The organism is Mesorhizobium sp. C268A, from assembly GCF_040324475.1.
GTDB lineage: Bacteria > Pseudomonadota > Alphaproteobacteria > Rhizobiales > Rhizobiaceae > Mesorhizobium.
In genome coordinates, this window is the sequence record NZ_JAMYVX010000001.1 from 3795322 (window position 1) to 3808596 (window position 13275).

13 protein-coding genes are annotated in these 13275 nt (G+C 63.4%); 12 read left to right on the forward strand and 1 reads right to left on the reverse strand.

The window, feature by feature from the left end; all coding sequences use genetic code 11:
* The first annotated feature begins 25 nt into the window (after positions 1 to 25).
* From NKL06_RS18455 to lepB, 4 genes are all read left to right on the forward strand, one after another.
* Entirely contained in the window at positions 26 to 910 is an 885-nt protein-coding gene (locus NKL06_RS18455) for a F0F1 ATP synthase subunit gamma (protein WP_023668672.1), read from the forward strand.
* A gap of 70 nt (positions 911 to 980) precedes the next feature.
* Entirely contained in the window at positions 981 to 2552 is a 1572-nt protein-coding gene (gene atpD / locus NKL06_RS18460; protein ID WP_023668673.1) for a F0F1 ATP synthase subunit beta, read from the forward strand.
* A 109-nt stretch (positions 2553 to 2661) separates the two neighbouring features.
* Positions 2662 to 3069, forward strand: coding sequence for a F0F1 ATP synthase subunit epsilon (locus NKL06_RS18465; protein ID WP_023668674.1), 408 nt, complete (start codon positions 2662 to 2664; stop codon positions 3067 to 3069).
* 525 nt (positions 3070 to 3594) lie between these two features.
* Entirely contained in the window at positions 3595 to 4341 is a 747-nt protein-coding gene (gene lepB / locus NKL06_RS18470) for a signal peptidase I (RefSeq protein ID WP_032892998.1), read from the forward strand.
* 28 nt (positions 4342 to 4369) lie between these two features.
* Here the strand turns inward: lepB and NKL06_RS18475 are convergent, their stop codons facing one another.
* The gene (locus NKL06_RS18475) at positions 4370 to 5878 is read right to left on the reverse strand and encodes a mannitol dehydrogenase family protein (RefSeq protein WP_023693179.1); all 1509 of its coding nucleotides are present in this window, start codon (positions 5876 to 5878) and stop codon (positions 4370 to 4372) included.
* 189 nt (positions 5879 to 6067) lie between these two features.
* Here NKL06_RS18475 and uxaC point away from each other — a divergent pair, with 189 nt between their 5' ends.
* The 8 genes from uxaC (at position 6068) to NKL06_RS18515 (ending at position 13217) form a co-directional block, all read left to right on the forward strand.
* On the forward strand, positions 6068 to 7477 hold the full coding sequence (uxaC, locus tag NKL06_RS18480; RefSeq protein ID WP_023693178.1) for a glucuronate isomerase: 1410 nt from the start codon (positions 6068 to 6070) through the stop codon (positions 7475 to 7477).
* Between the two features lie 38 nt (positions 7478 to 7515).
* Positions 7516 to 8493: a TRAP transporter substrate-binding protein gene (locus NKL06_RS18485; protein WP_023684104.1), complete on the forward strand. Its 978-nt coding sequence runs from the start codon at positions 7516 to 7518 to the stop codon at positions 8491 to 8493.
* A gap of 70 nt (positions 8494 to 8563) precedes the next feature.
* Positions 8564 to 9127 (forward strand): TRAP transporter small permease, encoded by a 564-nt coding sequence (locus NKL06_RS18490; RefSeq protein WP_023693177.1) that lies wholly within the window; start codon positions 8564 to 8566, stop codon positions 9125 to 9127.
* Entirely contained in the window at positions 9128 to 10408 is a 1281-nt protein-coding gene (locus NKL06_RS18495) for a TRAP transporter large permease (RefSeq protein WP_023693176.1), read from the forward strand.
* 38 nt (positions 10409 to 10446) lie between these two features.
* Entirely contained in the window at positions 10447 to 11223 is a 777-nt protein-coding gene (locus NKL06_RS18500; protein WP_023668680.1) for a FadR/GntR family transcriptional regulator, read from the forward strand.
* Between the two features lie 23 nt (positions 11224 to 11246).
* On the forward strand, positions 11247 to 12104 hold the full coding sequence (kduI, locus tag NKL06_RS18505; protein ID WP_023693175.1) for a 5-dehydro-4-deoxy-D-glucuronate isomerase: 858 nt from the start codon (positions 11247 to 11249) through the stop codon (positions 12102 to 12104).
* A complete protein-coding gene (gene kduD, locus NKL06_RS18510; protein WP_352580714.1) occupies positions 12101 to 12868 on the forward strand; it encodes a 2-dehydro-3-deoxy-D-gluconate 5-dehydrogenase KduD in 768 nt (255 codons plus the stop codon). The genes kduI and kduD overlap by 4 nt, the downstream gene beginning before the upstream one ends.
* A 10-nt stretch (positions 12869 to 12878) precedes the next feature.
* Complete coding sequence (locus NKL06_RS18515; protein WP_023693173.1) at positions 12879 to 13217, forward strand: cupin domain-containing protein; 339 nt, start codon at positions 12879 to 12881, stop codon at positions 13215 to 13217.
* Positions 13218 to 13275 lie beyond the last annotated feature (58 nt).

The following is a 13275-nucleotide window of genomic DNA, read 5'->3' on the forward strand; positions in this document are numbered from 1 at the left end:
GGACGCTCGGGATCAGGTTTGAAGCATGCCTTCATTAAAAGACCTTCGTAACCGTATCGCCTCGGTCAAGGCGACGCAGAAGATCACCAAGGCGATGCAGATGGTCGCCGCGGCGAAGCTGCGCCGCGCGCAGGAAGCGGCGGAAGCGGCGCGTCCCTATTCCGAGCGGATGGGTGCGGTGCTGGCCAATATCACGCAGGCGATCGGCGGCGGCGGCGATGCCCCGGCACTGATGACCGGCACCGGCAAGGACGATGTGCATCTGCTCGTCGTCTGCACCGCCGAGCGCGGCCTTTGCGGCGGCTTCAACTCGCAGATCGCACGTCTGGCCCGCGATCATATCCGCCGGCTGCTGGCCGACGGCAAGCAGGTCAAGATCATCTGCGTCGGCAAGAAGGGCTTCGACATCCTGCGCCGAGACTATGCCTCGCTGATTATCGACCGCGTCGACCTGCGCGATGTCAAGAAGCTCGGCTTCGTCAATGCCGATGCCATCGCCCGTAAGATCATCCATCTGTTCGGCGAAGGCGGCTTCGATATCTGCACGCTGTTTTATTCGCAGTTCAAGTCGGTGATCAGCCAGATTCCGACCGCGCAGCAGATCATTCCTGCCGGCGTGGCTTCCGCTCCGGCCGAAGCGACCGCTGGTGGCAACGCCGTCTACGAATACGAGCCGGAACCGGGCGAGATCCTCACCGACCTCATTCCGCGCAACATCTCGGTCCAGGTCTTCCGCGCGCTGCTCGAAAACGCAGCCGGCGAGATGGGCGCCAAGATGAGCGCCATGGACAATGCAACGCGCAACGCCGGCGACATGATCAACAAACTGTCGATCACCTATAACCGCCAGCGGCAGGCGCAGATCACCAAGGAACTGATCGAAATCATTTCGGGCGCCGAAGCGCTCTAGGCGCGACCGCCAGGAGGTCATCGACCTTCTGATGGAGCGTGAGAAACAAAGGACGAGAAGGGTAAAGACGATGGCGAAAGCAGCGACCCCCGCGAAGACGGCCCCCAAGGCGGCGGCAAAGGCTCCGGCAGCAGCGGCGAAGGCCGCTCCGGCCAAGAAGGCGGCCGCGCCCGCCAAGGCCGCGGCCCCGGCAGCGAAGACGACGAGCGTTGCCGTCAAGAAGACCGGCGCCATCGGCAAGGTTCGCCAGGTCATCGGCGCCGTCGTCGACGTGCAGTTCGGCGATCACCTGCCGGCCATTTTGAACGCCATCGAAACCTCCAATGTCGGCAACCGCCTGGTGCTCGAAGTTGCCCAGCATCTGGGCGAAAACACCGTGCGCTGCATCGCCATGGATTCCACCGAAGGCCTGGTTCGCGGCCAGGACGTCTATGACACCGGCGCGCCGATCACCGTTCCGGTCGGCCCGGGCATGCTCGGCCGCATCATCAACGTCATCGGCGAGCCGGTCGACGAAGAAGGCCCGGTCGACGGCATCGAAATGCGCGCCATCCACCAGCCGGCGCCTACCTATGTCGAACAGTCGACGGAAGCGCAGATCCTGATCACCGGCATCAAGGTGCTCGACCTTCTGGCGCCCTACGCCCGCGGAGGCAAGATCGGCCTGTTCGGCGGCGCCGGCGTCGGCAAGACGGTTCTGATCCAGGAGCTGATCAACAACGTCGCCAAGGCGCATGGCGGCTTCTCGGTCTTCGCCGGCGTCGGCGAGCGCACCCGCGAGGGCAACGATCTTTATCACGAGTTCATCGAGTCCGGCGTCAACAAGAAGGGCGGCGGCGAAGGCTCCAAGGCGGCACTGGTCTATGGCCAGATGAACGAGCCGCCGGGCGCGCGTGCCCGCGTCGGCCTGACCGGCCTGACGGTCGCCGAATATTTCCGCGACCAGGGCCAGGACGTGCTGTTCTTCGTCGACAACATCTTCCGCTTCACGCAGGCCGGTTCTGAAGTGTCGGCGCTGCTCGGCCGTATTCCTTCGGCCGTGGGTTACCAGCCAACGCTGGCCACCGACATGGGTGCGCTGCAGGAACGCATCACCACAACGACCAAGGGTTCGATCACTTCGGTGCAGGCGATCTACGTGCCGGCCGACGATTTGACAGACCCGGCGCCTGCGACCTCGTTCGCCCACCTGGACGCGACGACCGTGCTCAACCGCGCGATCTCGGAAAAGGGCATCTACCCCGCCGTCGATCCGCTCGACTCGACCTCGCGCATGCTCGATCCGCTGGTCGTCGGCGAGGAGCACTATGCCGTCGCCCGCCAGGTGCAGTCGATCCTCCAGCGCTACAAGTCGCTGCAGGACATTATCGCCATCCTTGGCATGGATGAGCTTTCGGAAGAGGACAAGCAGACGGTGGCCCGCGCCCGCAAGATCGAGCGCTTCCTGTCGCAGCCGTTCTTCGTCGCCGAAGTGTTTACGGGTGCGCCGGGCAAGCTGGTCGACCTCGCCGACACAATCAAGGGCTTCAAGGGCCTCTGCAACGGCGACTACGATCACCTGCCGGAAGCCGCCTTCTACATGGTCGGCGGCATCGACGAAGCGGTCGAGAAGGCTCAGCGCCTGGCGGCTGAAGCAGCGTAATCAAGGCAATAGGGAGTAGTCAGTAGTCAGTAGTGAATAGCGGCCGGGTGATCAGGACAGCTGTCCTCTCCCTACTCCCTACTCACTATTCCCTACTCACTAAATTGACATGGCTGAAGCTTTCAAGTTCGAACTGGTCTCGCCGGAGCGCCTCCTGGTTTCCGAGCAGGTCGAGTCCGTCGTCATTCCAGGCGCCGAAGGTGAAATGACAGTCATGGCGCACCATGCGCCAGTCATGACCACGATCAAGCCGGGCGTCGTCACGCTGAAGACCGCCGGCGGCAAGGAAGAGCGCTATGTGGTGTTCGGCGGCTTTGCCGACATCGTCCCTGCCGGCTGCACGCTGCTCGCCGAATCGGCGGTCGCCGTCGGCGATATCGACCGCGCCGATCTCGCCCGCCGCATCCAGGAAGCCAAGGAAGACGCCGCCGACGCCAAGGACGACCAGAGCCGCAGCAAGGCGGAGCAGTTCCTTAGCCAGCTTACCACGCTCGAAGGCGCGCTGCTGCCGGCGTAAGCCGCAGAATGACTTGAAGAAAAGGCCGGGCTCAGCCCGGCTTTTTTGTTGCGGCCGCCATCCTGGATCGTCTCGCATAGGCGCAGGGCCTTGGCGGGATTTCAGGGCGGGCAGCCAGCATGATCAGATCGGGTGGCGGCATGCCGGCTGCCAGTCAGGGCGAGATGAGCTTGTATTAGGCGATGGCGCCGGCGGAACCGCGATTTGGCTGCGGCGGTACAGTCGGATCGGGGCTTGCCCCTGCTTTCTGGTTGTTCGACAGTCCGGCTGTCTATCGATTTGGGGTGGCCGATGACGGAACAGACAACGCAACCGGAAGCGGCCTCGCGATCCCGGTGGACGACGGCGCTGATCGCGGCCTTTGGCGGTCCGTTCGGCGGGTTCCTTTGGATCGGCGCCGGCCGGCCGGCGGTTGCCAGCCTGGTGGTGATCAGCGCCATAAGCATTGCGCTGACATATGTGGGATTCCCGGTTCTGCCGGGGGTCGATCTCGCCTGGCTGGTGGATCTCTCCAGTTTAGGTCTCATGGTCCTGTGGGTAGCGCTCGTCGTGCCTTTCGCGTCACGATACAGACCGAACCGGTGGTATTCACACGGCCTTTCGGTGCTGCTGTTGGCCGTGCTGACCTCCTACGGAGCCGCGTTAGCGATCCGCACATTCCTCTTCCAGCCGTTTTCGACCCCGGCAGGCAGCATGACACCAACGCTGGAACTCGGCGACTATTTCTTCGTCTCGAAGTTTGCCTATGGTTACAGCCGCTACAGTGTTCCTCTTGGGCTGCTGCCCTTCGAAGGCCGGATCTTTGCCGCCGAGCCGAAGCGCGGAGATATTGTGGTGTTCAAATTTCCAGCGGATCCGAGCATCGACTACGTCAAGCGGGTCGTTGGACTGCCGGGCGACAAAATCCAGATGGTCGACGGAATCCTTCGCATCAATGGTGTGGCGGTCAAACTCGAGGATGTTGGTCCGTACAGCTCCGAGGACTCTCCCCAAAGCGCCAGACTGCAACGTGAAACCCTCCCCAACGGCGTTTCCTATTCCGTCATCAGTCTTACGGACAATTCAATAACCGACAACACGCGGGTGTTCGACGTGCCCGAAGGCCACTATTTCGTGCTTGGCGACAACAGGGATAATTCCTCCGATAGCCGGCTCAGTGTCGGCTTCGTTCCTGCCGAAAACCTGGTCGGCAAGGCAGTGCGACTGTTCTGGAATTCGCAAGGCACGGAGTATTCGTCGCGGCAGAGGCTGGACGCTCCGGCGGGACAATAGGCTTGAAATGGGCGGTTCCGGACCAGCTTCAGCCTACGTTTGTCGGCTCCGGTATGCCGAGCGCTGAGAGCGCAAGCACGATCCCGCCTTGCAGGATATGCTCGCGATGAGCGGCGACCAGTTCGATCAGCGTCTGCCGCTCGGGCTTGCCGCTGGCGAAGCCGGCCCAGTCGAACACCGCCGCTACTCGTTCCAGCATCCGTCGTTCGTCGAGCGCCGCCAGTGCCGCGTCGAGCGGATCGGTAAAGTGGGCTTCCGGCAGGTCCTTGCCGCGCGCCTCGCAGGCGGCGATCCAGGCGGCGATCACCAGCGTCAGATGCTCCGGGACCAGGCCGGCCTGGATGCGCTCGATGGCGGTAGCGACAATGCGTTGCGGCAATTTCTGGCTGCCGTCATTGGCGATCTGCGCCGTGCGGTGGGCCAGCGCTGTGTTGGAGAAACGTTCGGCAAGTTCGGCCGTATAGGCTGAGGTGTCGAGCCCGGCATCCCCAGGCAAGGTCGGGATGGCCTCGGCCCAGAGCCGGTCGACGAACGCGCGGATCGCGGGATCCGCGAAGGCGCGGTCGACCGTGACGTGGCCGCTGAGCAGGCCGATATAGGCGATGCCCGAATGGGCGCCGTTGAGCAGCCGAAGCTTCATGTCCTCGAACGGCCGGACATCCTCGACCATGGTGACGCCGAATTTCTCCCAGGCCGGCCGTCCGGCTGGAAACCTGTCCTCAATCACCCATTGCCGGAATGGCTCGGTCATCACCGGCCAGGCGTCCTCGAGGCCGAGTTCGACCGCGATGCGCGCCCGGTCGGCATCGGTGGTTGCCGGCACGATGCGGTCGACCATGCTCGATGGGAATGCAACGTCATCGGCTATATGACCGGCGAGGGCAGCGTCGCCTGAAGCAGCAGCGCCGGCATCGCGCAGTTTTGCAAACCCGACCAGCAGCCGGTGCAGCGTGGCGCCATTGGCCGGCAGGTTGTCGCAGCAAAGCACGGTGAAGGGCGGCGTGCCGGCGGCCCGGCGTCGCACCAGCGCTTCCGCCAGGAATCCATGCGCTGTCCTGGGAGATCCGGGATTGCCCAGATCGTGGACGATATCGGGATGGTTTTCGTCGAGGCTGCCGTCGGCGGCCCTGAGATAGGCCTTTTCGGTGATGGTCAGGGTGACGATGCGGGTGCGCGGGTCGGTCAGCGCGGCCAGCACCGCGCCGGGGTCTTCCGGCGCGACCAGCATCGACTGGATCGAGCCGATAATGTGCAGCGCTTCGCCATCGCTGCCGCGCACCGCCAGCGTGTAGAGCCCGTCCTGTGGCGTCAGCGCATCGCGCGTGTCGGGGCTGCGCAGCGAGACGCCGACAATGCCCCAGCCGGTTTCGCCGGCCGCCAGGCAGTCATCGACATAGGCGGCCTGATGGGCACGGTGGAAGGCTCCAACGCCGAGATGGACGATGCCTGGGGCGACACTGGCGCGATCATAGGCGGGGACGGCGACCGAGGCCGGCAAGGATTGCACTGTTGCGTTGGAAAGGCGTCTGCTGGTCATGGCTTGGCTTGTTGGGCGCGGCTTGTCGCTGGATGGTGTGCGGGGCGGGATCTGCTAGCGGCGTAACATCCGCTCTTCCGCCGCACAATGACCTGACGCCGGTTAAAAGTCATCATACAACAATCCAGTTTTTGTATGTTGACATTATTTCTTTCCAATCCTACCGATATCGCCCCTGGGAGGAACGACGTGGCGGGACTGACCGATCCGGATCTGCTTTTTGCCGCCGAAGGGCGCGCGCTGTCGATCGCGCGCGATCTCCATGCCGGCATCAAGGACCTGCCGATCATCAGCCCGCACGGCCACACCGATCCGCGTTGGTATGCGCTCAACGAGCCATTCCCCGATCCCGCGCAATTGCTGGTGGTGCCCGACCACTACATTTTCCGTATGCTGTTCAGCCAGGGCGTGCGGCTGGAAGATCTCGGCGTCCCGACCCTCGACGGCTCGCCGGTCGAGACCGATCCCAGGGCGATCTGGCGGCGCTTCGCCGAGCACTATTACCTCTTCCGCGGCACGCCGACGCGGTTGTGGCTCGACCATGTGCTCGAGCATCTGTTCGGCATCGAAGAGCCGCTCAACGCCGACACCGCCGACCGCCACTACGACACCATCGCCGCCCTGCTGCAGCGCGACGATTATCGCCCACGCGCGCTGTTCGAGCGCTTCAACATCGAGGTCATCGCGACGACCGAGGGCGCACTCGACGATCTCCAATGGCACAAGACGATCCGCGACAGCGGCTGGCAGGGCCGCGTCATCACTGCCTACAGGCCGGATGCCGTCGTCGATCCCGACTTCGAAGGATTTTCGGCCAATCTCGATCGTCTGGGCGAGATCACCGGCTGCGACACCGGCACATGGGCCGGCTATCTCGACGCGCATCGCAATCGCCGCGCTTTCTTCAAAAGCTTCGGCGCAACCTCATCGGACCACGGCCATCCGACGGCCGAGACCGCCAATCTTTCCGATGCGGCGGCGGAAGAGCTGTTCAACCGCATCCGCCGCGGCTCGGACGACGAGCGCGAGCGCAAGCTGTTTCGCGCCCAGATGCTGACCGAGATGGCCAAGATGAGCCGCGACGACGGGCTGGTCATGCAGATCCATCCCGGCTCATGGCGCAACCATTCGCCCGGAATTTTTCAGAGATTCGGCCGCGACAAAGGCTTCGATATTCCGACCCGCACCGACTATGCCGCGGCGCTCAAACCCTTGCTCGACTGCGTCGGGCTGGAGCGCGACCTCTCCATCATTCTGTTCACGCTCGACGAGACCAGCTACGCGCGCGAACTGGCGCCGCTGGCCGGCGTCTATCCGGCGCTGAAGCTCGGGCCTGCCTGGTGGTTCCATGACAGCCCGGAAGGCATGCGCCGGTTCCGCGAGATGACCACCGAGACCGCCGGCTTCTACAACACTGTCGGTTTCAACGACGACACCCGCGCCTTTCCATCCATACCCGCCCGCCACGATGTGGCGCGCCGGGTTGACTGCGCCTTTCTCGCCCGTCTCGTCGCCGAGCACCGGCTGCGTGAGGACGAGGCGCATGAGCTGGCGCGGGAGCTTGCCTACACGCTTGCCAAGAAGGCGTACCGGCTGTGAGCCGGGCGCGTGGAATTTTAAAAGGGAGGAAGACAGTCATGTTGCATTTTTCAAAACTGATGGCAGCCACATTCGCCTTCGGCTCGCTGATGATCGGCGTTGCCGGCGCCCAGACCGTACTGCGCTCGGCCGACACCCATCCGGACGGGTATCCGACCGTCGAGGCGGTCAAATATCTCGGCGAGCTCATCAAGGAGCGCACCGCCGGCCGCTATTCGGTCGAGGTCTATCATTCGGCGCAGCTCGGCGAGGAAAAGGACACGATCGAGCAGACGCAGACCGGTGTCATCGATCTGAACCGCGTCTCGATGGGTCCGTTCAACGGCATCGTGCCGGAAACCGCGGTGCCGTCGCTGCCCTACATGTTCCGTTCGGTCGAGCACATGCGCCATGTCATGGACGGGCCGATCGGCGACGAGATCCTCAAGGCATTCGAGACGCATGATCTGGTCGGCCTTGCCTTCTACGATTCCGGCGCCCGCTCCTTCTACAACACCAAGAAGGACATCACCTCGATCGCCGATCTGAAAGGCATGAAGTTCCGCGTCATCCAGTCCGACGTGTTCGTCGACATGGTCAACGCGCTTGGCGCAAATGCCACGCCGATGGCCTATGGCGAGGTCTATTCGGCGCTCGAAACCGGCGTCATCGACGGCGCCGAGAACAACTGGCCCAGCTTCGAATCCGCCAAGCACTACGAAGTCGCCAAGCACTATACCGTCGACCAGCACCAGATCGTGCCGGAAGTGCTGGTAATGTCGAAATCGAGCTGGGACAGACTGACGCCGGAAGACCAGGCGATCGTCAAGCAGGCGGCCAAGGATAGCGTCGTCAAGATGCGCGAATTGTGGGACGCGCAGGAGAAGAAGTCGCGAGAGATCGTCGAGAAGGCCGGCGTCAAGGTCAGCGAGATCGACAAGCAGCCGCTGATCGATGCGATGAAGCCGGTCTACGACAAGTATCTCAAGACGCCGGAGCTCAAGGACCTCGCGACGCGCATCCAGGCGACCAAGTGATTTTCTGGCGGGGCGGCATGGCGCCGCCCCGCCAATCGCTTTTAGGGGACGGAAAGACCGGGAGGATCGGATGACTGCGAGAACGGCCAGGAGCGGAGCGCCACCGCGCTTCAGTGCAGTGCTTTCGAAGATTTGCGACGGTGCGCTCTATCTCGCGGGCATCGGGATGGTCGCCATGACCGCGCTTGTTGCCTACCAGGTGTTTTCCCGCTTCGTGCTCAACGCGTCACCGAGCTGGACCGAAGTCACCGCCATCATGCTGATGAACTGGTTCATTTTCCTGGGCGCTGCCGTCGGCGTGCGCGAGAATTACCATATGGGCTTCGACGTGCTGCTCTATATCCTGCCCAAGGGCAGCAAATGGGCGCTGCGCACCCTGTCCGACCTGATCGCGTTCGGCTTCGGCTTCGGCATGGTCTGGTACGGCTGCAAGCTGGTCGGGCTGACCTGGCGGACCATCATCCCGGCGCTCGAGCTTCCCGGCGGTTTCGACTATCTGCCGCTGGTCGCCGGCGGCTTTCTGATCTGCCTGTTCTCGGCCGAACGCATCGTGCTGCGCTGGTCCGGCGCCGACATCGACAAGGATATCAATCTCGAGGAAGTGCCGGAAATGCCGGCCGTGCAGGAGGCCTAGATGGAACTCTGGATCCTGTTCGGCGTCTTCACGCTTTTGATGTTTGCCGGCACGCCGATCGCCTTTTGCCTGGGTGCGGCGTCCTTCGCCACCGTGCTTTATCTCGGCCTGCCGCCCCTGGTGGTGTTCCAGCAATTGAAGTCGGGCATGTCGGCGTTCTCGCTGATGGCGATCCCGTTCTTCATCTTTGCCGGCGACCTGATGGTGCGCGGCGGCATCGCGCAACGCATCGTTTCCTTTGCCGGCTCGCTGGTCGGTCATGTCCGCGGTGGGCTCGGTCAGGTCAACATCATCGCCGCGACGTTGTTCGGCGGCATTTCCGGCTCGGCGGTGGCGGAAGCCGCTGCCGTCGGCGGGCTGATGATCCCGCAGATGAAAGCGCGCGGCTACGGCGCCGACTACGCCGTCAACGTGACGTCGATGGCGGCGCTGATCGCGCTGCTTCTGCCGCCGTCGCAGAACATGATCATCTATTCGATCGCCGGCGGCGGCAAGATTTCGATCGCCGACCTGTTCACCGCCGGTATCCTGCCTGGCCTGCTGTTCGCTGCTTCGCTGATGGTCACTGCCTATTTCGTCGCCCGCAGCCGAGGCTACCCGGTCGAGGCCTTTCCCGGCTTCTCGCGTGTCGGCGAGCTGGCGGTCATCGCCATCCCCGGACTTCTGCTTATCGGTATCATCTTCGGCGGCGTTCGCTCGGGCGTTTTCACGGCGACGGAAAGCTCCTGCATCGCCATCATCTACGCCTTGCTGGTCACCGTCTTCGTCTACCGGTCGATGGCCTGGGGCGATTTCGTCCATGCCACAAAGGGCGCGGTGCGCACGACCTCGATGGTGCTGCTGATCATCGGCACGGCGGCCTCGTTCAGCTGGCTGATGGCCTATCTCAAAGTGCCGGTGCTGCTGATCGCAGGCATGAACGCCATCTCCACCGATCCGCTGGTGGTGCTGCTTCTGCTCAACGTCCTGATGCTGCTGCTCGGCACCTTCATGGACATGGGGCCGATGATCATCATCTGCACGCCGATCTTCCTGCCGTTGGTCACCCATTACGGCGTCGACCCCGTGCATTTCGGCGTCATCACCATCCTCAATCTCGGCATTGGCCTGAACACACCGCCGGTCGGCACGGTGCAGTTCGTCGCCTGTGCCGTCGGCAAGATTACGGTCTGGGAAGCGATGCGCTCGATCTGGCCGTTCTATGGCGCGGGCATCGTGGTCCTGGGGCTGGTCACCTATATTCCGGCGATTTCGCTCTGGTTGCCGAGCGTGTTCAAATAGGGCGTCTTCAAATAGACGTCTTCAAACAGGGGTGCGATATGGCATCGGATAGCGCTGTTGATCTCAGGGTCGAGAGAAAACCCAAACTGTCGGAGACCGTCGTCGCTGCGATCCGCAAGCAGCTGCAGGCGGGCGAGATCCTGCCCGGCTACAAATTGCCGACCGAAGGACAACTGACCGAGACCTTCGGCGTCAGCCGCACCGTCATCCGCGAAGCGCTGGCCAAGCTCGCCGCCGACGGGCTGGTCGAGGCGCGCCAGGGCGCAGGCGTGTTCGTCACCGAGCACATCTCAACGATGTTCGGCGCGCTCGCCGCCGACATGGGCAGCAAGGATTCCATCGCGCTCAATGTGCTCGAAGTGCGCCTGGCCGTCGAAATCGAATCGGCCGGGCTCGCCGCCATTCGCCGCAACGCCGCGCAGGAAGCAGCGATCCAGGAAGCGTTCTTCGAATTCGAACGGCTGCTGCTCAACAGCGAGCCGACCGGTCCGGCCGATCTCGCCTTCCACCGGGCAATCGCCAGCGCCACCAACAACCCGTTCTATGTCGAGATGCTCGATGTGCTCGGACGCCGCGCCATTCCTTGCGACGTGACCTCGCCCTGGTCGACCGAACTGGTGCAATCCGACAGCTATCAGCGAGGGCTGCAACGCGAGCATCTGGTGATCCTGAATGCGATCACCTCAGGCGACGCCGAAGCCGCGCGCGAGGCGATGCGCGCTCATCTCACCGCCAGCCAAGAGCGCTACCGCGAGCGGCTGCACGCCCGCCAGGTCTACTACGCCGACTCGGTCAAGGCGTCGGCAACCAAATAGCCATTCATTCAGCTGGAGCAGCAATGACTCAAAGTCACCCGCATACCGATTTCACCTCGCGTTTCGCCATCGACCCGGTCGCCGCTGCTTCCATGGGCACCGACGAACTGCGTCACAATTTCCATATTGACGACCTGTTCCAGCAGGGACGCATCAGCCTGACCTACACCCATTATGACCGCATGATCGTTGGCGGCGCCGTGCCGGAAGGGACAGCGCTGCCGCTGGAGGCGATCAAGCCGACGGGGACCAAGAATTTTCTCGACCGCCGCGAGCTGATCATCGTCAACATCGGCGGCGCCGGCTCGGTGACGGCAAATGGCGAGACCCACCAGTTGCAGGCACGTGACATGCTCTATCTCGGCATGGGCAGGACCGACGTGTCGTTCGCGTCGGCCGACGCGGGCGCACCGGCCAAATTCTACCTGCTCAGCGCGCCGGCGCATCATACCCATCCGAGCCGGCTGATCCGCATTGGCGATGCCAAGCGCCTCGATCTCGGCAGCAAGGAAACCTGCAACGAACGCTCCATCTTCCAGTTCATCCATGCCGATGGCGTCAAGACCTGCCAACTGGTGGTCGGTATGACCCAACTGGCGCCGGGCTCGGTGTGGAACACCATGCCTTGCCATGTGCATGACCGGCGCATGGAGGCCTATCTCTATTTCGACCTGCCGGAGACGGCGCGCGTCTTCCATTTCATGGGCGAGCCGGACGAAACCCGCCACATCGTCATGGCCAATGAGGAGGCAGTGCTGTCGCCAGGCTGGTCTATCCATTCCGGGGTCGGCACCTCGAACTACTCCTTCGTCTGGGCGATGGCCGGCGACAATGTCGACTACACCGATGTCGACCCGGTGCCGCTGGGTGAATTGCGTTGAGCGGCCCTTCCTCCTTCAGCCTGGCCGGCAAGCGTATCCTGGTCACCGGCGCGAACACCGGCATCGGCCAGGGCATCGCCGTCTCGATCGCGCGCGCCGGCGGCATCGTCATCGGTGTCGGCCGCTCTGTGATGGACGACACGGAAAGACAAGTCGCGGAAGCCGGCGGCCAGTTCGAGACTGTGCGGTGCGATCTCGCCGATCATGTTGCCGCCAAGGCCATGCTCGACCAGGTGTGGGAGAAGACCGGCCCGATCGACGGGCTGGTCAACAATGCCGGCATCATCCGCCGCGCCGACGCGGTCGATTTCTCCGAGGCCGATTGGGACGACGTCATCGACGTCAATCTGAAGACGCTGTTCTTCCTCAGCCAGGGTTTTGCCAGGCGCGTGCTGGCCGATTCCGGGCAGCGCGGCAAGATCGTCAACATCGCCTCGGTGCTGAGTTTCCAGGGCGGTATTCGTGTCGCGTCCTACACCGCGTCGAAACATGGCGCGCTCGGCATAACCCGGCTGCTGGCCTGCGAATGGGCGGCAAAAGGCATCAACGTCAACGCCATTGCGCCCGGCTATATTGAAACCAACAACACCGAGGCGTTGCGCGCCGATCCCGACCGCAGCGCCGCTATATTGGCGCGCATCCCGGCCGGGCGCTGGGGCGGACCGGAAGACATAGGCGACGCCGCTGTCTTCCTGCTGGCCCCCGCATCCGACTATATGCACGGCGCCGTGATCCCGGTGGATGGCGGCTGGCTGGCGCGATGAGGAAACAGTCATGATCGAGCATAAGATTTTTGCCCAACCCGGCGAGAGCGCGTGGACGCCGACGCCGGACGGCAACAGGCGGCGCGTTCTCCTGCATACGGATGAGCTGATGATGGTCGAGTTCGGCTTCGACAAGGGCGGCGTCGGCGCACTGCATTCGCACCCGCATGTCCAGGCCAGCTATGTCGCCGAAGGTCGCTTCGAGGTGATTATCGACGGCCGCACCGCGACCATCGAGACCGGCGGCAGCTTCATCGTGCCGTCCAATCTGGTGCACGGCGTCAAGGCGCTGGAGGCCGGGCGCCTGGTCGACAGCTTTACCCCGCACCGCGCCGATTTCCTGGCCTGAACCTTTTCGGCAATTCCAGAAACAGGAAACCCGCGCCTCCTGGGGAGGCGCGGGCTGT